The following is an 18,433-nucleotide window of genomic DNA, read 5'->3' on the forward strand; positions in this document are numbered from 1 at the left end:
CGGCTTGATCGACGGGCGCTTGCGCCCATCTGCCGATCCTGTCCGTGAGCGCCATGATACCCTTTCCCCTCGTCTCGCCCTCGACCGGCCACGCCCTGAAGCCCGACGCCCCGCATGCCTTGCGGGACGTCGAGACCGGAGAGCGCTGGCCGGTCATCGACGGCATCCCCTACCTGCGCGTCGGCCGCGAGGCGCTGGTGGAGCGGGTGCTCGCCCATCTCGACGGGGGCGAGCCGGACGAGGCCCTGTGCGCGATCCTCGCCGACCAGGACGATTGGTGGAACGGGCCGCCCGCCGACCCGGCCGACCTCATCACCCTCATCCGCGAGCGCCGCACCGCCACCCTGCGGGACGCCGTGCGCCTCCTCGGCTGGGGCCGCGTGGGCGACTACTTCCTGCACCGCTGGAGCGACCCGACCTATCTCGCGGGCCTCGCCATGCTGGAAGCGCACTGGAACGATCCCGTGTGCGTCTTCGAATTCGCCTGCGGCATCGGCCATTACCTGCGCGAACTGGCGCGGCGCGGCTGCAAGGTCTCCGGGGCCGACGTGGTCTTCGCCAAGCTCTGGGTCGCCCGGCACTGGGTGGTCGGCGAGAAGGCGCAGCTCGTCTGCTTCGATGCGAACTCGCCGCATTGGCCGGTCCCCGGCGCGCCGGTCGATCTCGTCGTCTGCAACGATGCCTTCTACTTCCTCGACGACAAGCCGCGCGTGCTGGATCACCTCCGCCAGATGGCTGGCGACGAGGGCTGGCTCGCCCTCAGCCACATCCACAACCGCGACTGCCCCGGCTTCTCCGCCGGCAAGGCGGTGAGCGTCGAGGATATCGCCGAACTGTTCCCCGATGCCCTCGTCTACGATGACGACGAGCTGACCCGCTCCCTCGCGGAGGCCCGCGCGCCGATCCCGCACGAGGCCGGCGACCTGCGCGGCTGCGAGGCGTTCTCCGTCGTGGCCGGGCCGGGGATGCGCCCGGCGCCGCGCTCCGTGGTGGACGGGCTGACCCTGCCGAAGGCCGGCACCCCGCTGGCGTTGAACCCGCTCTACGGGCCGGACGGCAACGACTTCGCCATCCATTTCCCGTCCGAGCGGTACGCGGCCGAGTACGGCCCGCGCGTCACCTATCCGATGCGCTCGCCGGGGCCGGAGCGCCTGACCTATGGCGGCGGCATCGACGCCCCCGAGACCAAGCGGGTGCGGGTGCGCGAATTCGTCGATCTGCCGGAGCGGTGGTGATGGCACCGGTCGGCTGGGGCATCGTCGGCTACGGCTGGGTCGCCCGCGATTACATGGCGCCGGGCATCCGCGAGGCGGGGCACCGGCTGTTAGCCGTCTGCGACCCGAACCCCGCCTGCCGCGAGGCCGCCGCCGCCGAGGGCGCGCGGACGCACGGTGACCTCACCGCCTTCCTCGCCGATCCGGAGGTCGAGGCGGTCTACATCGCCACCCCGAACCACCTCCACCGGGAGGCGGTGGAGGCCCTGGCCAAGGCCGGCAAGGCGGTGCTCTGCGAGAAGCCGATGGCGGCGTCCCTGTCCGACGCCGAGGCGATGGTCCGCGCCGTCGAGGCGGGCGGCATCTTCTACGGCACGGCCTTCGACCAACGGCACCATCCGGCGCACCGGGCGATCCGCGACCACATCGCCTCGGGGGCGCTCGGCACCGTCACCACGGTGCGGATCGTCTATGCCTGCTGGCTCGGGCGGGACTGGTCGGCGGCGGGCCAGCCGAACTGGCGGATCGATTCCGTCCAGGCCGGCGGCGGCGCCCTCATCGACCTCGCCCCCCACGGGATCGACCTGATCGACTTTCTGCTGGGCGAGCCGCTGGCCGAGATCACCGCCCTGACGCAGAGCCGGGTGCAGGATTACGCCGTCGATGACGGCGCCCTGCTGATCGGGCGCACCGAAGCGGGGACGCTGGCGAGCCTGCACGTCGCCTACAATTGCCCCGACGCGCTGCCCCGGCGGCGGCTCGAAATCGTCGGCACGAAGGGTCTGCTCGTCGCCGAAAACACGATGGGCCAGACGCCCGGCGGCAGCCTCGTCTTCCACGACGGCGCCACGGGCCGCACGACGCCGGTGGCCTTCGACGGCGAGGCCTCGCCCTTCACCGAGCAGGTCCGCGCGTTCGGCGCGGCGCTCCGCAACCCGCCGGAGCGCGCCGCCTACAGCGCCGCCCGCGACCTGCACACGATGCGCCTCGTGGCGCGGGCTTATGGCAATTCATGACGTCACCGCGAGCGATGCGATGACGACAAAGAAGAAAACGGACTGATCACGTGAGCGAGACCCAGGACGAACGCGCCCGCCACGCCAAGCTGAAGGCGCCGCGCTCCTATCCATTCGGCGGTGCCCGCCCCATCGAGGGCCTGCCCGAGCGCCTGCCCGATCCCGTGCGCGCCTATCTCGACATCCTGCCCGAGGGGAAGATCGTCGGCTTCCCCCTGGCGCCCCTCGACCGCACGGGCGTGCCGGTCTGGTTCGTGGCCCTGTTCCTCGACGACCCGTTCTTCGTCGGCGCGATGCCGTCCGGCATCGGCTACGGCGCCACCGACGACGAGGCGCTGATCGGCGCCGTCGCCGAGATCGCCGAGAACCTGATGCCCTCGCTCGCGGTGTTGCCCCGCGCCAAGGAACGGGCGAGCTACGACGACCTCGTGCGGGTCTATGGCGAAAAGTCCGTGGCCGACCCGCTGACCCTGTGCCTGCCCGCCGGCTCCCCCGTGGGGCGCGGCAGCGTGCTCGAATGGACGCCGACCGTGCGCCACGCCACGGGCGAGATCGTGCTGATGCCCCTCGACATCGCCGCGACGGACTATTTCGAATTGTCCGAGGGCTACCAGCCTTTCACCAACCTCATCACCAACGGCCTCGGCGCTGGGCCGGACGTGCCCTTCGCGCTGGGCCACGGCGTGCTCGAACTCCTCCAGCGCGACGGCAACGGCCTGCTGTTCCGCGCCCTCGACCAGGGGGTGATGCTCGACCTCGATGGGATCGGGCCGGAGAACGCCGCGATGCTCGCCCGGTTGAAGGAGCTCGGCATCCGGGCGCTCCCGAAATTCGCCACCGACCAGTTCGGCCTGACGAACCTCTACGTCGTCGGCTACGACGAGGATGCCGACCGGGCGCCCGCGCCCATCGCCCTCTCGGCCTGCGGCGAAGCCTGCGATCCCGACCGCGACCGCGCCCTGCGCAAGGCGCTGCTCGAATTCCAGGCCGCGCGGGTGCGCAAGACCTTCGGCCACGGCCCGCTGGACCTCGCCTCGACCGTCACCCCGCCGGGCTACGTCGATGCCTTCATTCAGAAGGCGCTCCCCAGCCTCGACCTCGAAGAGGGAAGGGCGCTGCAAGCCATGCTCGAATGGATCGAGATGCCGAAGGCCGACCTGCGGGCGGTGCTGTCCGAGACGGTCTATTCCGAGCGCTCCACCAAGCGGTTTTCGGAGTTGCCCTCGACGCCGGCCGAGGATGGGCACGCGCGGGGCAAGATCGCCTGCGACCGGCTTCTCGAAGCTGGCTTCGACGTCCTCTACGTCGATTGCTCGCCTCAGGGCGGCGGCGTCGGGGTGGTGAAGGCCATCGTGCCGGGCCTCGAAGTCGAGACCATGAGCTACTATCGCATCGGCGAGCGCAACACGCGCAAGCTCATCGAGCGCGACCACCCGCTCATCAAGTTCGGGCAGGAGAGCGAGACCCTGCGCCCCGTCCGCCTGACGCCGGAGGCTCTGCAGCGGCTCGGCGGCCAGCCTCTCTTTGACGTGGCGCTGGCCGAGCGCATCGTCGGGCGCCACTATCCCCTGTACCGCGAGCCGGAATCGCACCATGCGCCGTTCCGGTTGCAGCAACGGAAGGGGAGGGCGGCATGACGCTTCGCTTCGCCTATAACACCAACGGCGCCGCCAACCACCGGCTGGACGACGCCCTCCAACTCATCAAGGCCGCCGGCTACGACGGCGTCGCCCTGACGCTCGATATCCACCATCTCGACCCCTTCGCCGAGAACTGGTCCGCGGAAGCGGGCCGGGTGGCGAGCCTGCTGGAACGGCTTGAACTCGCCTGCGTGATCGAGACCGGCGCGCGCTTCCTCCTCGATCCCACCGCCAAGCACGAGCCGACCCTCGTCACCGCCGATGCGGCAGGCCGGGCACGGCGGGTCGGCTTCCTGAAGCGGGCCTGCGAGATCGGCGCGATGCTCTCGGCCGAGGCGGTCTCGTTCTGGGCCGGCGTGCCCAAGCCCGGCGTCGACCGCGAGGAGGCGAAGGGCTGGCTGCGCGACGGGCTCACGGAGGTCGCCGCCTTCGCGAACCAGGCCGGTGTGGTGCCCTGCCTCGAACCCGAGCCCGGCATGCTGATCGAGACGCTGGACGATTACGCCACCCTCGCCATCCCGGGGCTGAAGCTCGCCCTCGACACCGGCCATTGCCTCGTCACCGGCGAGCGCGAGCCGGCGGCGGCGGTGCGGGAATTCGCCGACCGGATCGGCACGGTCGCCATCGAGGACATGAAGCGCGGCAGCCATATCCACCTGCCCTTCGGCGAGGGGGACATGGACGTGCCGGGCGTCCTCGAAGCCTTGGAGGAGGTCGGCTACGGCAAGCTGATCTGCGTCGAGCTGTCCCGCGAGAGCCACCGCGCCGACGTGATGATCCCGCAAGCCCTCGATTACCTGCGCACCTGTCGCCGGCCGGGTCCGGTCGTCGCCGCAGGGCAGGAGACGCGGCGGCAGCTTTGAGCACGACCCGATGAGAATCCTCTTCCTCAGCCGCCGCTACTTCCCGGCCATTTCCGGGATGAGCGTCTACGCCCAGAACCTGCTGCGCGAGCTCGCCGCCGCCGGGCACGACGTGACCATGGTCTCGCAGTACCGGGGCGACGCCTTCGGCACCCGCGTCTATGGCGGCGGCCCGCCCCCGCCCATGCCGGGGGTGAAGGTCATCGGCCTGGAACAGGTCGGCGAGCAGACGAGCGGCGATTTCGAGCGCGACATCGCCACGATGGTCGAGACCATCTGTGCCGAGCACGCGAAGCAACCCTTCGACGTGCTCCACGCCCAGTACGGCTACCCAACCGGCTACGCCGTACTGCTGGCTTCGAAGCGCCTCGGGGTGCCGAACGTCGTCTCGATCCAGGGGGGCGACGGCCATTGGGTCGGCTCGTGCTGCGAGACGCACCGCCTCGGGATGCGCGCCGTCCTCGACCACGCCAACGCCCTGCTGATCGGCGGCACCTCCTTCGTGAAGGAGGTCTGCGACCGGCTGGGCTCGGACCCCGCCCGCTTCACCATCGTGCCGGGGGCGGTGGACACCGCCCGGTTCGCGCAAGGGACGGCGGACGGGCTGCCGGAGGCGCATTCCGGTCCGGTGCGGATGCTCTACCACGGCCGCGTCGACCGCCGGAAAGGCGTGCTCGACTTCATCGAGGCCCTGACGCTCCTGCGCGAGCAGGGCACGCCCTTCACTGCGACGATCTCCGGCATCGGCCCCGACGTCGATCCGGCCAAGGCGTTGGCCGAGGAACGCGGCTTCGGGCCGGAGGCGATCCGCTTCACCGGCTACGCCGAGTACGACACCGTGCCCGCCCTCTACCGCGAGGCCGAAATCTTCGCCTCGCCGACCTATGCGGAGGGGTTCTCCAACACGATCCTCGAAGCCATGGCGGCGGGGCTCGCGGTGGTGTCCTGCCACGCGGTCGGCGTGTCGGATTGCCTGCGCGACGGGGAGAACGGCCTCCTCACCGATCCCGGCGACATCCCGGCGCTCGCCGCCTCGCTGACGCGGATCGCGACGGACGCGAAGCTTCGCCACCGCATCGCCGCCGCCGGGCTGGAGGAGTGCCGCCGGGTCTATTCCTGGCGAGCGGTGGGCGCGCAGATCATGGGCGTCTACGCGGACGTGCTGCGCGAGCACCCCTCGCAAGACGTACCCGACACCTTGCCGTTCGACCCGTCCTGCCGCTTCCGCGCCGAACCGCACCTGCTCTGACCGATGCCGACAGCCCTCGCGCTCTCGCCCCATCTCGATGACGCCGCCTTCTCGGCGGGTGGGCTGCTGACCACCCTCGCCGCCGGGGGCTGGCGGGTGGTGATGGCGACGGTCTTCACGCAGAGCGTATCGGCGCCGCAGGGCTTCGCCCTCGCCTGCCAGCTCGACAAGGGCTTGGCCCCCGACCTCGACTACATGGCCCTGCGCCGGGCCGAGGACGACGCGGCGGCGGCGGCGCTGGGCCTCCCGGCACCCCGCCACCTGCCGTTCCGCGAGGCGCCGCACCGGGGCTACGCCTGCGCGCCCGAACTCTTCGCCGACGTGCGCGCGGACGACGCGATCGACCGGGACATCGCCCCGGCGCTCGCCGACCTCATCGCCGCCGAGGCGCCCGACCTCCTCCTCGCGCCACAGGCGGTGGGCGGGCATGTCGATCATGTCCAAGTGGTGCGCGCCCTGCGGAGCCTCGCCCCCGCCGCGCCGATCCTGTGGTGGCGCGACTTCCCCTACACGGTGCGCGAGGCGACTCCGAAAGAGCCCCTGGCGCCGCTCTTCGCGGACCTGCTGGCGCGGGCCTTCGCGTTCGATGCGGACGCGCAGGCGAGAAAGCTCGCGTCCTGTGCCGCCTACGCCAGCCAGATCGGCTTCCAGTTCGGCGGACGGGACGGCTTGGCCGAACGCCTCGCGCGGGAAGCGGGCACCGAGCGCTACCGCCTCTCAGGGACGCTGCCGGAGCCCTTCCCCATCGCCGATGAGGCCTGAGCCCGAGGCCCCCAAGAGCCTCGCCGACCCGGCCGCCCTCGCCGCCCGTCGCGAGATGGCCTCCCTGCCCCATGTCGCCCCGATCCGGGACTTCGCCCGGCGGATCGCCACCGAGCGCGGCGCGCCGGTCCCCGATCCCGACCCCATGGACGGGGGCGTGAACGCGCGGCTCCTGCTGCTCCTCGAAACGCCCGGCCCGATGGTGCTGCGCGCCGGCTTCGTCACCCGCGACAGCGCGAACGGCACAGCCGCCAACCTGTTCCGCTTCCTGCGCGAGGCGGGCATCCCCCGTTCCGAGACGCTGATCTGGAACGCCATCCCCTGGGTGATCCACGCGCCGGGCGCCCTCAACCGCGCCCCGCGCCGGAGCGAGGCGCGGGAGGCCGAGCCCTATCTCGCGCCGCTCCTCGATCTGCTGCCGCGCCTCGCCGTGGTCATCCTCGCCGGGCGCGTCGCGGGCCAGTGCGCCCCGGCGCTCGCGACCCTGCGGCCAGACCTTCCCGTCATCGCTATCCCGCACCCGAGCCCGACCTATGTCTGCACCTCGCCCGAGGTGCCGGCCCGAATCCGGCGTGGCCTCGCGGAGGCGGCGGCTATGCTGCGGAGGGAGATCAGGCGCTCGCCGGCTTGACGCTCAGCCGCAATCCGAGCGCCTTCAGGACGCCGATCAGCGTATCGAGCTGGGGATTGCCCTTCTCGGACAGGGCTCGATACAGGCTTTCCCGTGAGCGCCCTGTTTCCTGGGCGATCTGCGCCATGCCGCGCGCCCGCGCGACGTCGCCGATGGCGGCGGCGACGAGGCCCGGATCGCCGTCTTCAAGCACGGCTTCGATATAGGCGGCGATGGCGGCTTCATCCTGAAGGTGTTCCGCCACGTCCCAGACAGTGGTGTCGAGTGCCATCGTCAGACCTCCCCGGCCATGCTTATCGCCCGCTCTATGTCGTGAGTTTGCGTCCGCTTGTCTCCACCGCAAAGCAGGATCACCAGTTCCTCGCCGCGCTGCGTGTAATAAACGCGATATCCCGGGCCGTAATCGATCTTCAGTTCGGCGACGCCGCCCTGCAGAACGCGGTGCTGGCCGGGATTGCCCAGGGAGAGCCGCCGAATCCGCGCGTTGATGCGCGCCTTGGCCTGGACATCGCGCAGGTCCGCCAGCCAAGCGGAGAACACGCGCGTCTGCCGGATCGTCGTCGTCATGCCGCGATGTAGCTTTTGAGCTACAAGCTCGCAAGGGGGCATGGCAAGCCGGTCCCGCCATCACCTCTTGTTTCTGCGGATTGCACACGGCCTCGCTGGCCATCACCGCCTGTTCGGCTTACATGGCGGGCGACGGGCCGCGGTCCGGGATGATCCGGCATGGGGCTTCGAACCCGTCCGGCCCGCGCGAGCGAGGGGACGGACGCCGATCGGCATGAATTTTCAGGGGCAACATCGGGATGATGTCGCCTCGGCCGAACCGGTCGAGGACGTCAAGCGCGGCGACGCGGGCAAGATGAGCTTCAGCCGCAACCGCTTCGCATGGATCGGCACCGCCGCCAGCATCGTCCTGGTGGCCGTCTCCCTCGGCGTGCTGTGGAAGCTCGTGCAGAGCGTGTCCTGGGCGGAGGTGACCGACGCCCTGCACAATGCGTCCGCGCGGCAACTCGGCCTCGCCTTCCTGTTCGTCGGCATCAGCTACATCTTCCTCACCGGCTACGACGCCCTGGCGTTGCGGCAATTGCGGATCAAGGTGCCCTACCGCATCACCGCACTCGCCTCGTTCACGAGCTACGCGGTGAGCTTCACCCTCGGCTTCCCCCTGCTGACGGCGGGGACGATCCGCTACTGGATCTATGCCCGCCAGGGGCTCTCGGCCTCGAAGATCGCCGCGCTCACGGTGATCGCCGGCTTCACCTTCTGGCTCGGCATGGGCGTGGTGCTGGGCCTGTCCCTCATCATCGAGGCGGGGCAGCTCGCCGGGCTCGCCTTCACCTCCATCCGGCTGAACCAGGGCGTCGGCTTCGCGGCGCTGCTCGCTGTGCTCGGCTACCTCGCCTGGGTCTCGGCCAAGCGTCGCAGCGTCACGGTCAAGCAGTGGCGGCTCGAACTGCCCGGCGCCTCGGTCTCCATCGGCCAGATGATCGTCGGCATCGGCGATGTCTGCGCGGCGGCGGCGGTGCTCTACGTGCTCCTGCCGCAGCAGACCGGCATCGCCTTCACCACCTTCCTCGCCATCTACGTGCTGGCCGCGATGCTCGGCATCGCCTCCAACGCGCCGGGCGGGATCGGCGTGTTCGAGGCCACGATCCTCCTCGCCCTGTCGAGCCTGCCGCGCAACGAGGTGCTGACCTCGCTGCTGCTGTTCCGGGGCTGCTACTACGTCGTGCCCTTCGTGATCGCCCTGGCGATGCTCGGCCTGTACGAGATCGTGAAGCGCGCGGGTGGCGCCCGCGATCGGGAGGAACGCGCGTCCGTCCCCCCCGAGGGCACTGCCGGCCCCTCCGGCAAGCCCTGGCCGGATCAGCGCGAAGGCTGACCGGGAGGCCGACCCGTGATCGACGATCCCCGGAGGCCGGCGGCCTGGAGCGGCGCGACGATCGCGGGCGGATCGATTCTCCTGCTCCTCGCCTGGGAGCGGAATCTCGGCATCGTCACCGTGCTCGGCACCCTCGCCGCCATCCTCCTCGGCGGGTTGATCGCGGGCCGGCGGCGGGCGCAACCCCCGACCCGCCCCATCGTTGGCACCCCGCGCCACGCGGTGGCCGAGGCGCTGCTCGCCCACATTCCCGACCCGGTGATCCTCGTGGACCGGCGCACCCGCGTGCTGGAGGCCAACCCCGCCGCGCGGGCGATGCTGCCGGCCCTGCACCTGTCGCACCCGCTCGCCTTCGCCCTCCGCAACCCCGAGATCACCGACGCGGTCGAAGCCGTGCTGAGCGGCGCCCCGCCGCAGCGGGTCACCTACCGGACCCGCGTGCCCCTGGAGCAGACCTTCGAGATCCAGATCGGCGCCCTGCAGATGCCGGACGGCTCCGGCCCCGGCGCCATGCTGTTCCTGCGCGACCTCACCTCGGCCCACCGCCTCGAATCGATGCGGGTGGATTTCGTGGCCAACGCCAGCCACGAGTTGCGCACGCCGCTCTCCTCGCTGCTCGGCTTCATCGAGACCCTGCAGGGCCCCGCCCGCGAGGACGTGGCGGCGCGGGAGCGCTTCCTGGAGATCATGCGCGTCCAGGCGCAGCGGATGCGGCGGCTGATCGACGACCTGCTGTCGCTTTCGCGGATCGAATTGCGCGAGCACGTCGCCCCGACCGGCACGGTCGATCTCGGGGGGCTCGCGCGGCAGATGGTCGATGCGCAGGCGCCGCTCGCCGCCGCGCGCGGGGCCAGCGTCACGCTCACCGACGGGGACGGCCCCTATCCGGTGCAGGGCGATGCCGACGAACTCACCCGGGTCATCGAGAACCTCATCGAGAACGCCGTGAAATATGGCGGCGGCGCCATCGTGGTCGGCCTCGCGCACGAACAGAATCCCCGGCACGGGCCGCGAATCGTGCTCACCGTCTCCGACGACGGCCCCGGCATCCCCCCCGAGCACATCCCCCGGCTGACCGAGCGGTTCTACCGGGTAGACGTCGCGTCGAGCCGGGCGCGCGGTGGCACGGGCCTCGGCCTCGCCATCGTGAAGCACACCCTGCGGCGCCACCGGGGACGGCTGAGCATCGAGAGCGAGATCGGGAAGGGGACCGTCGCCCGCGTGAGCCTGCCCGAGTACCGGCCGGGCGCGGATCAGCCCTGATACGGCCCGATCCCGAGCCCATCCTCGACGCGGCCGATCCAGGCGCGGATGCGGGGGAAGGGGGCGAGGTCGAACCCGCCTTCATGCGCCATGCGGGTGTAGGCGACGACGGCCACGTCCGCGAGGCTCAGCGCCTCTCCGGCGAGATACGGCCCGCCGTCGAGGCTCGACTCGATCAGGCGCAGGGCATCCTCGCCACGCTCCTTCAGCTTCGGATCGAGGTCCGCCGGGTCGCGGTGGAGGTAATGGAGCTGGTAGCGCCGCACGGCGATGTACGGCTCGTGGCTGTACTGCTCCCAGAACATCCATTGTAGCATCCGCGCCCGTGCGAGCGCCGCCTGCGGGATCAGCGCCGAGCCTTCCGCGAGATAGGCGATGATCGCGTTGGATTCGGAGAGCACCTCGCCGCCCGGCAGCACCACGAAGGGCACCCGCCCGGCCGGGTTGAGGGCGAGCATGGCGGGCGTGCGCGTGCCGCCGGCCGGCACGTCCACCTCCTCCCAGGTGAAGGGGTGGCCGAGATGGGCCGCGACCCATTTCACCTTCAGGCAGTTCCCCGAACCTGCGTTCCCGTAGATCGTCAGCGGCTGCATCGCGGTTCCCTTACGCCGAATCGGCCGGCTTCAGTTCGGGAGGTCGGCGGGCTGCGGTCAAGCGGGCGTCAGACCGCCCCTTGACCTTCCCACGATGGGAAGGTCCATCTGAGGGGGCATGGATACCGTCTCCTCCTCCCCCGTGCCCGGACAGACCCGCCTGAACTTGCCCGTCGAGGGCATGTCCTGCGCCGGTTGCGTGTCGCGCGTCGAACGGGTGCTGACCGGGCTTCCCGGCGCCAGCGACGTCTCGGTGAACCTCGCTACCAAGCGGGCGAGCCTCGCGCTGTCTGGCGGGCACATCCCCGCCGAGGTCGCCGCCGCCCTTCAAAAGGCGGGCTACCCCGTTTCCGTCGCCGAGACATCGCTGCCGATCGAGGGGATGCATTGCGCCTCCTGCGTCGGCAAGGTCGAGCGGGCGCTCGCCGCCGTGCCCGGCGTCACCGAGGCGAGCGTCAACCTCGCCACCGGGCAGGCGCTGGTGCGGCACGGAGAGGGCGTCGTCGCCCCCGCCGATCTCGCGGCGGCGGTGAAGGCGGCGGGCTACACAGCCCTGCTGCCGGACGAGGCCGCCAAGGTCGATCAGGCCGAGCGGCGCGAGGCCGAGGCGCGGGCGCTGCGGCGGGATACCATCGTCGCCGCCCTGCTTGCGGCGCCCATCGTCGTCCTCGACATGGGCGGGCACGTCGTCGGTCACGGGATGCCGGCCTTGCCCCTGCTCCAGGCCCTGCTGGCGACCCTCGTCCTGGCCTGGCCGGGGCGGCGCTTCCTCACCACCGGCATTCCGGGCCTCCTGCGCGGCCACCCGGACATGAACGCCCTCGTCGCCCTCGGGGCGGGGGCGGCCTACCTGTATTCCCTTGTCTCGGCGCTCGCCCCGCAGGCGATGCCGGAAGGGGCGGCGCATCTCTATTTCGAGGCGAGCGCCGTCATCGTCACCCTGATCCTGCTCGGGCGGACCCTCGAAGCCCGGGCGCGCGGACGCACCGGGCAGGCCATCGCCCGGCTGATGGATCTCTCGCCCAAGACGGCGCGCGTGGTCCGCGATGGCGGCGAGCGCGAGGTGCCCCTCGCGTCCCTGAAGGTCGGCGACGTGGTGCGGGTGCGCCCCGGCGAGCGCATCGCCGCCGACGGCACGGTGGTGGCGGGCGAGAGCCGCGTCGACGAGAGCATGGTGACGGGCGAGCCCGCTCCCGTCCGCAAGGCAGCGGGCGCCGAGGTGGTCGGCGGCACGCTGAACGGCGGCGGCAGCCTCGACCTGCGCGTCGGCGCGGTGGGCGCCGCGACCGTGCTCGCGCAGATCGCCGCCATGGTCGAGCGGGCACAGGGCGGCAAGCTGCCGATCCAGGCCCTGGTCGACCGCGTGACCGGCCGGTTCGTGCCGGCGGTGATCGGCCTCGCGATCCTCACCTTCCTCGCCTGGATCGTGTTCGCCCCGGCGCCGGCCCTCGGCCCGGCCCTCGTCCACGCCGTAGCGGTGCTGATCATCGCCTGCCCCTGCGCCATGGGGCTCGCGACCCCCACCGCGATCATGGTCGGCACCGGCCGGGCGGCCGAACGGGGCGTGCTGTTCCGCGACGGCGCCGCCCTTCAGGCCCTGGAGGGCGTGAAGGTCGTGGCCCTCGACAAGACCGGCACCCTCACCGAAGGGCGCCCGACGCTCGGTGCTTGCGAGACGGTCTCCGGCCTCGCCCCGGACGAGGCCCTGCGCCTCGCGGCGGGGCTCGAGGGCCGCTCCGAACACCCCCTCGCCGGGGCGATCATCGCGGCGGCGCGGGGACGCGGGCTGAATCTACCCGAGGCGGAGGGCTTCGAGGCTGTCGAGGGGTTGGGCGTCGCGGGCCGGGTGGAGGGCCGCGCGGTGGCTGTCGGCGCTCCGCGCTATCTCGACCGGCTCGGCGTCGCCCGCAATGACGGCCTGATGGCGCGGGCCGGGGAATGGGCTGCTTCCGGCATGAGCCCGGTCCACCTCGTCCTCGACGGGCGGCACGCGGCGGTCCTCGCCGTCACCGATCCGGTGAAGGAGGGCGCGCGGGAGATGGTCGCCGCCCTGCGCGGGCGCGGCATCATCGTGGCGATGGTGACGGGCGACGATCCCGGCGCCGCCGCCGGGGTCGCCCAGCGCCTCGGCATCGCGGAGGTGGCGGCGGGCGTGCTGCCCGGCGGCAAGGCTGAGGCCGTGCGTCGCTTCCGGCAGGCGCATGGGCCGGTCGCCTTCGTCGGCGACGGCGTGAACGATGCCCCGGCGCTCGCGGAGGCGGATGTCGGCCTTGCCATCGGCACGGGCACGGACATCGCGGTCGAGAGCGCCGACGTGGTGCTGATGTCCGGTGCGCCGGAGGCCCTGGGTGCTGCCTTCGACCTGTCGCGGGCGGTGATGGCCAACATCCGGCAGAACCTGTTCTGGGCCTTCGCCTACAATGCGGCGTTGATCCCCCTCGCGGCGGGGCTGCTGGTGCCGCTCGGCGGGCCGTCCCTGTCGCCGATCCTGGCGGCGGGGGCGATGGCCTTGTCGAGCCTGTTCGTCCTCGGCAACGCCCTGCGGCTGCGCCGTGCCGCGCCGAGGCCGGCATGAGCGAGGACACCGTCACCGTGGGCGAGGCGGCCCGGCTCACCGGCGTCTCGGCCAAGATGATCCGCTGGTACGAGGCGCGGGGCCTGCTGCCGCCGGCCGCACGCACGGCGGCCGGCTACCGCCATTACGGCGAGGCCGAGATCCGCACTTTGCACTTCGTGCGCCGCGCCCGCGATCTCGGCTTCGACGTGGAGGCCATCGCGGAACTGTTGGCCCTGTGGAGCGACCGCGCCCGGCCGAGCGCGGCGGTGAAGGCCATCGCGCAGACGCGAATCGCGGAGTTGCGCCGCCGGATCGCCGCCCTGGAGGGGATGGCGCGCAGCCTGGAACGCCTCGCGGCCGATTGCTGCGGCGACGAGCGGCCGGATTGCCCGATCCTCGACGACTTGGCCGCCGGCACGCCTCCGCCTGCGCGGGGGACGAAGCCGGTGCGGCGCCCGCTCGCGGGTTGACGCCGCATCTGGCCTCCGGCTTGCTCGGGCTTCACGGACGCCCCTTCAACCCCTCCAGGCCGGCATGCCCGTCCCCGCACCGATCCAAGCCTTGTCCGCCCTGATGACGGCGTGGCGGCGCACGCTACACGCCCACCCCGAACTGCTTTACGACGTGGAGCGCACGGCGGAGTTCGTCGCGGCGCGCCTGCGCGAGTTCGGCTGCGACGAGGTCGCCACGGGCATCGGCCGCACCGGGATGGTGGGGGTGGTGCGGGGACGGGGCCGCGGCTCGAACCGCGCCATCGGCCTGCGCGCCGACATGGACGCCCTGCCGATCCAGGAGGTCCGCGATCTGCCCTACCGCTCCACCGTGCCGGGCAAGATGCACGCCTGCGGCCATGACGGGCACATGGCGATGCTGCTAGGGGCCGCATATTACCTCGCCGCCACGCGCGAGTTCGACGGCAGCGCCGTGCTGATCTTCCAGCCCGCCGAGGAGGGCGGGGGCGGCGGCGAGGCGATGGTCGAGGACGGGCTGATGGAGCGGTTCGGCATCGAATCGGTCTACGGGATGCACAACATCCCCGGCATGGCCCTCGGCACCTTCGCCGTGCGGCCCGGCCCGATCATGGCCTCCACCGACCGGTTCATCGTCACCATCGAGGGGCGTGGGGGCCACGCCGCCCTGCCGCACAACGCCATCGACAGCGTGCTGGTGGCGAGCCACGTCATCATCGCCCTGCAGACGATCGTCTCGCGCAACCTCGACCCGCTGCAATCGGCGGTGGTCTCGGTCTGCGCGCTGGATGCCGGCGAGGCGTTCAACGTCCTGCCGCAGAGCGTGACCATGCGCGGCACGATGCGCACCCTCTCGCAGGCGGTTCGTACCTCAATGAAGGCCCGGCTGGAGAATTTGGTGCGGGACATCGCGGCGGGCTTCGGCGCGACGGGCCGGGTGGAATACGGGGCGAGCTATCCGGTCACCGAGAACCACCCCGCCGAGACCGATTTCATGGCCGGCGTCGCGGAATCGCTGGTCGGGCCGGAGCGAGTCGACCGCGCGGTGGCGCCGATGATGACCGCCGAGGACTTCTCCTACATGCTCGGCCGCCGGCCCGGCGCCTACATGTTCATCGGCAACGGCGACAGCGCCTCGCTGCACCACCCCCTCTACGACTTTAACGACGAAGCCGCCCCCTACGGTGCCGCCCTCTGGGCACGGCTGATCGAGACCGGGTTGCCGTTGGGGAGTTAGTTGGCAACGGCCTTGGGCGGTCCACCGCCCTTGCGGCCGTTCTCCCGCGCGGGCGCAGCCTTCACGGCAGAGCGGGGGCGGCCTCCTGCGGTTCCGCGTTGTGCCGCCATCCAGCCGTCCGAGCCCAGGATGCCCTGAAGGACGGCGGGCACGTAGAGGTCGGCATCGAGCGTGGGCCAGTGCAGACCAAGACCGGACGGGCTGATCTCGATGAAGGCGAGGTCGTCGGGTCCCGCCTCCGCCAGCCCCTCCGCGAGGCGCGGCGGGAAGGCGATCTGAACGCCCGTGCTCAGTTCGATGACGATGCGGTCGGCCTCCCTGTCGTAGCGCGCCGACAGGGCGAAGCCGTTCCGCCGCAGCGCGGCCATCCGCTCCTCGGCCTCTCGGACGTCCTGCTCAGTGACGGCCATGAATGGCACTCCATTCCGCACATAAGATTGCGAGCACCCGAGCCACCTCGTCAATGATCTGACCGAGATCACGACGGTTGAAGCCGAAACTTTCACGCAGGCTCGGCGGTCCATTTGGGCAGTGCAGGATGAAGACCGCTTCACCCTCCGAACCCTTCACGTGGACATGGGCGGGGCGGTGGTCGTTCGGATAGATGACCACGCGCAACCCATCGAATCGATAGACGACGGGCATGGCCGATCGCTATCAAAACGCGCTCCTCTGGGAAATTATGCCCGGGATCTGCCCCCAGGTTTAGCGTTCCTCACCCCCCATAGAGTCCCTTCAGCAGCGCGTAGGCCAGCCGCGCGGTCTGTACCTCGCCGCCTTCGGGGCGCGCGGGCTTCGAGGAGGGGTTCCAGCCGTAGAGGTCGAAATGGCCGTGGCGCTTCGTCTTGGGGGCGAAGCGGCGCAGGAAAAGGGCTGCCGTGATCGCCCCGGCGAAGGGGCCGTTCGAGACGTTGTTCAGGTCGGCGATCTTCGAATCGAGCATCGACGCGTAGGGCTGATGCAGGGGCATCCGCCAGATCGGGTCGATTGCCCGCGCGCCGGCCTGCGCCACCTCCTGCGCCAGGGTCTCGTCCTCGGTGAAGAAGGCCGGCAGGTCCGGCCCCAGGGCGACGCGGGCCGCGCCGGTCAGGGTCGAGAAGTCGAGGATCAGGTCGGGCGTCTCCGCATCCGCCAGCGCCAGGGCGTCGGCGAGGATCAGGCGGCCCTCGGCGTCGGTGTTGCCGATCTCCACCGTGAGGCCGGCGCGGCTGCGCAGCACGTCGCCGGGGCGAAAGGCGTTGCCGGCCACCGCATTCTCCACCGCCGGAATCAGGACGCGCAGGCGCAGCGTCAGCCCCGCGCCCATCACCATGTCGGCTGTCGCCAGGGCGACGGCGGAGCCGCCCATGTCCTTCTTCATCAGGAGCATGGCCGCGGAGGGCTTGATGTCGAGCCCGCCCGTGTCGAAGGCCACGCCCTTGCCGACCAGCGTGACGCGCGGCGCGTCCTCGGGCCCCCAGGTCAGGTCGATGAGGCGGGGAGGGCGCGTCGCCGCCTCGCCCACGGCCTGGATCAGGGGGAATTCCCGTGCCAGTTCGTCACCCTGCACCACGCGGATCGCCGCGCCGTGGCGCTCCGCGAGGGCGCGGGCGGCGGCCTCGATCTCGGCCGGGCCGAGGTCGTTGGCGGGGGTGTTCACGAGGTCACGGCCCAGGGCCACCGCCCTGGCGATGCGCGTCACCTCCGCCCCGTCGACGCCGTCCGGCGTCACGAGGCAGGCCTTCGCCCCGTCGCCCTTGCGGTACCGGTCGAAACGATAGCTGCCGAGGAGCCACGCCAGGGTCGCGGTGGTGATGTCCGGCGCGCCGTCGAGGCGATAGGCGCCCACCGGCAGCAGCGTGGGCAGGCGCCCGGCGATTAGCGGGTCGGCGCCCGGTGCGTCCGGGTCGCCGAGGCCGAAGAGCACCCGCGACAGGCTTCCGTCCGCCGCCGGCAGGTAGGCGAGGCTGCCGGCCTTGGCGCTGAAGCCCGTCGCCCAGGCGAAGGCCCGCTCGGTCGCGGTCAAGGCGTCCTCCCAGCCGCTCGCGCGCAGGCAGGTCACGCCGATGGCGGGCGTGTCGGCCGGCAGAGGCTCGGCAATGGAGCTGGTCTGCGCCGCTGTGGAATGACTCATGGACCCTCGCACCCTGTGTCGGGTGGGCGCCCGCCGCGCCCTTAACCCCGGATTAGGCTTAACGGTCTATCACCGCCACGACGGGACGGAGAAGCGCGGTCCGCTCGATCCGGGCCGCCGTCGTCCGAGTGCGTGCGGAGCGTAAGATGATCTCGGCCTCGAATGCCCGTCGCGGGTTCGCCGTCCTCGCTGTCGCCCTCGCGCTCGGCGCCTGCAACACCGAAGGCCCCGAGACCACGGGCTCCCTGGGCGCCGTCAGCCCCACCGCAGCCGCCGCCGCCTCGGCCCGCCGCGACCTCGACGGTCTCGCGGAGGCCTACAAGGCCAATCCGGGCGATGCCCGCACCGCCTTCCGCTACGCCCGCGCCCTGCGCGCCACGGACCAGATCACCCAGGCGAGCGCCGTCCTGCAGCAGGCTGCCCTGCGCAACCCGAAGGATACGGTGATCCTCGGCGCCTACGGCAAGTCGCTGGTGGAGGCCGGGCGCTACCGCGAGGCGCTGGACGTCCTCTCCAACGCCCACACCCCGGCCAATCCCGATTGGCGGATCCTCTCGGCAGAAGGCTCGGCCTCGGCGCAGATGGGCGATCAGGCCCGCGCGCAGGGCTTCTACGAGGCCGCGCTGAAGATCCGCCCGAACGAGCCCTCGCTCCTATCGAATCTCGGCCTGTCCTATGCGCTGTCGCGCGACCTCGACAAGGCCGAGGAGACGATGCGGCTGGCCGTCTCCCTGCCCGGCGCCGATGCGAAGATGCGGGCGAACCTCGCGCTCGTGCTGGGCCTGAAGGGGCGCTACGCGGAGGCCGAGACGGTGCTCCGCCAGGACATGGGCCCCGAGGAAGCCACCGCCAACGTCGCGGCCCTTCGCCGCCTCGCCGCCTCGCCGAACAAGTTCAAGGAAGGCTTGGCGAAGGCGCAGCGGGGCTGACGTCCCGCCAC

Annotated in this window: 19 protein-coding genes; 13 read left to right on the plus strand and 6 right to left on the minus strand. The window is 71.6% G+C overall.

Going from position 1 to position 18,433, the window contains the following annotated elements; all coding sequences use genetic code 11:
* Positions 1–53: 53 nt before the first annotated feature.
* From MKK52_RS10540 to MKK52_RS10570, 7 genes are read left to right on the plus strand one after another with little or no spacing between them, the layout of a single operon-like run.
* A complete protein-coding gene (locus MKK52_RS10540) occupies positions 54–1,235 on the plus strand; it encodes a class I SAM-dependent methyltransferase (protein ID WP_243953796.1) in 1,182 nt (393 codons plus the stop codon).
* A complete protein-coding gene (locus MKK52_RS10545) occupies positions 1,235–2,230 on the plus strand; it encodes a Gfo/Idh/MocA family protein (protein ID WP_243953729.1) in 996 nt (331 codons plus the stop codon). The genes MKK52_RS10540 and MKK52_RS10545 overlap by 1 nt, the downstream gene beginning before the upstream one ends.
* A gap of 50 nt (positions 2,231–2,280) precedes the next feature.
* A complete protein-coding gene (locus MKK52_RS10550; RefSeq protein ID WP_243953730.1) occupies positions 2,281–3,867 on the plus strand; it encodes a YcaO-like family protein in 1,587 nt (528 codons plus the stop codon).
* A complete protein-coding gene (locus tag MKK52_RS10555; RefSeq protein WP_243953731.1) occupies positions 3,864–4,733 on the plus strand; it encodes a sugar phosphate isomerase/epimerase family protein in 870 nt (289 codons plus the stop codon). Before MKK52_RS10550 ends, MKK52_RS10555 begins: the two co-directional genes overlap by 4 nt.
* Before the next feature lie 10 nt (positions 4,734–4,743).
* On the plus strand, positions 4,744–5,982 hold the full coding sequence (locus MKK52_RS10560; protein ID WP_243953732.1) for a glycosyltransferase family 4 protein: 1,239 nt from the start codon (positions 4,744–4,746) through the stop codon (positions 5,980–5,982).
* A 3-nt stretch (positions 5,983–5,985) separates the two neighbouring features.
* Positions 5,986–6,744, plus strand: a complete 759-nt coding sequence (locus tag MKK52_RS10565) for a PIG-L deacetylase family protein (RefSeq protein WP_243953733.1) — start codon at positions 5,986–5,988, stop codon at positions 6,742–6,744.
* Complete coding sequence (locus tag MKK52_RS10570) at positions 6,734–7,375, plus strand: uracil-DNA glycosylase (RefSeq protein ID WP_243953734.1); 642 nt, start codon at positions 6,734–6,736, stop codon at positions 7,373–7,375. The genes MKK52_RS10565 and MKK52_RS10570 overlap by 11 nt, the downstream gene beginning before the upstream one ends.
* On the opposite strand, the gene MKK52_RS10575 is transcribed toward MKK52_RS10570, so the two are convergent.
* Both MKK52_RS10575 and MKK52_RS10580 read right to left on the minus strand, forming a co-directional pair.
* Positions 7,356–7,646 (minus strand): addiction module antidote protein, encoded by a 291-nt coding sequence (locus tag MKK52_RS10575; RefSeq protein WP_243953735.1) that lies wholly within the window; start codon positions 7,644–7,646, stop codon positions 7,356–7,358. The genes MKK52_RS10570 and MKK52_RS10575 overlap by 20 nt on opposite strands.
* A 2-nt stretch (positions 7,647–7,648) precedes the next feature.
* Positions 7,649–7,942: a type II toxin-antitoxin system RelE/ParE family toxin gene (locus MKK52_RS10580; RefSeq protein WP_243953736.1), complete on the minus strand. Its 294-nt coding sequence runs from the start codon at positions 7,940–7,942 to the stop codon at positions 7,649–7,651.
* Positions 7,943–8,156: 214 nt separating this feature from the next.
* On the opposite strand from MKK52_RS10580, the gene MKK52_RS10585 reads away from it, so the two are divergent.
* Complete coding sequence (locus tag MKK52_RS10585; RefSeq protein ID WP_243953737.1) at positions 8,157–9,260, plus strand: lysylphosphatidylglycerol synthase domain-containing protein; 1,104 nt, start codon at positions 8,157–8,159, stop codon at positions 9,258–9,260.
* A gap of 15 nt (positions 9,261–9,275) precedes the next feature.
* Positions 9,276–10,523, plus strand: a complete 1,248-nt coding sequence (locus MKK52_RS10590) for an ATP-binding protein (protein ID WP_243953738.1) — start codon at positions 9,276–9,278, stop codon at positions 10,521–10,523.
* Here the strand turns inward: MKK52_RS10590 and MKK52_RS10595 are convergent.
* Positions 10,514–11,116 carry a glutathione S-transferase family protein gene (locus tag MKK52_RS10595; RefSeq protein WP_243953739.1) on the minus strand — a complete coding sequence of 201 codons (603 nt, stop codon included), beginning with the start codon at positions 11,114–11,116 and terminating at the stop codon, positions 10,514–10,516. The two genes, MKK52_RS10590 and MKK52_RS10595, sit on opposite strands and share 10 nt — an antisense overlap.
* Positions 11,117–11,234: 118 nt before the next feature.
* On the opposite strand from MKK52_RS10595, the gene MKK52_RS10600 reads away from it, so the two are divergent.
* The 3 genes from MKK52_RS10600 (at position 11,235) to MKK52_RS10610 (ending at position 15,380) form a co-directional block, all read left to right on the plus strand.
* Positions 11,235–13,691, plus strand: coding sequence for a heavy metal translocating P-type ATPase (locus MKK52_RS10600; RefSeq protein ID WP_243953740.1), 2,457 nt, complete (start codon positions 11,235–11,237; stop codon positions 13,689–13,691).
* Entirely contained in the window at positions 13,688–14,143 is a 456-nt protein-coding gene (gene cueR, locus MKK52_RS10605) for a Cu(I)-responsive transcriptional regulator (protein ID WP_243953741.1), read from the plus strand. Before MKK52_RS10600 ends, cueR begins: the two co-directional genes overlap by 4 nt.
* Before the next feature lie 64 nt (positions 14,144–14,207).
* Positions 14,208–15,380 (plus strand): M20 aminoacylase family protein, encoded by a 1,173-nt coding sequence (locus MKK52_RS10610; RefSeq protein ID WP_243953742.1) that lies wholly within the window; start codon positions 14,208–14,210, stop codon positions 15,378–15,380.
* Here MKK52_RS10610 and MKK52_RS10615 read toward each other — a convergent pair.
* From MKK52_RS10615 to MKK52_RS10625, 3 genes are all read right to left on the minus strand, one after another.
* On the minus strand, positions 15,377–15,790 hold the full coding sequence (locus MKK52_RS10615; protein ID WP_243953743.1) for a DUF2442 domain-containing protein: 414 nt from the start codon (positions 15,788–15,790) through the stop codon (positions 15,377–15,379). The two genes, MKK52_RS10610 and MKK52_RS10615, sit on opposite strands and share 4 nt — an antisense overlap.
* Positions 15,777–16,025, minus strand: a complete 249-nt coding sequence (locus MKK52_RS10620; RefSeq protein ID WP_243953744.1) for a DUF4160 domain-containing protein — start codon at positions 16,023–16,025, stop codon at positions 15,777–15,779. The genes MKK52_RS10615 and MKK52_RS10620 overlap by 14 nt, the downstream gene beginning before the upstream one ends.
* Positions 16,026–16,095: 70 nt before the next feature.
* Entirely contained in the window at positions 16,096–17,493 is a 1,398-nt protein-coding gene (locus MKK52_RS10625; protein ID WP_243953745.1) for a leucyl aminopeptidase family protein, read from the minus strand.
* 146 nt (positions 17,494–17,639) lie between these two features.
* Here MKK52_RS10625 and MKK52_RS10630 point away from each other — a divergent pair, with 146 nt between their 5' ends.
* Positions 17,640–18,422: a tetratricopeptide repeat protein gene (locus tag MKK52_RS10630; protein ID WP_243953746.1), complete on the plus strand. Its 783-nt coding sequence runs from the start codon at positions 17,640–17,642 to the stop codon at positions 18,420–18,422.
* The last annotated feature ends 11 nt before the right edge of the window (positions 18,423–18,433 follow it).

Origin of the sequence: Methylobacterium sp. J-067 (assembly GCF_022829465.1) — a bacterium.
Classification (GTDB): Bacteria; Pseudomonadota; Alphaproteobacteria; order Rhizobiales; family Beijerinckiaceae; genus Methylobacterium; species Methylobacterium litchii.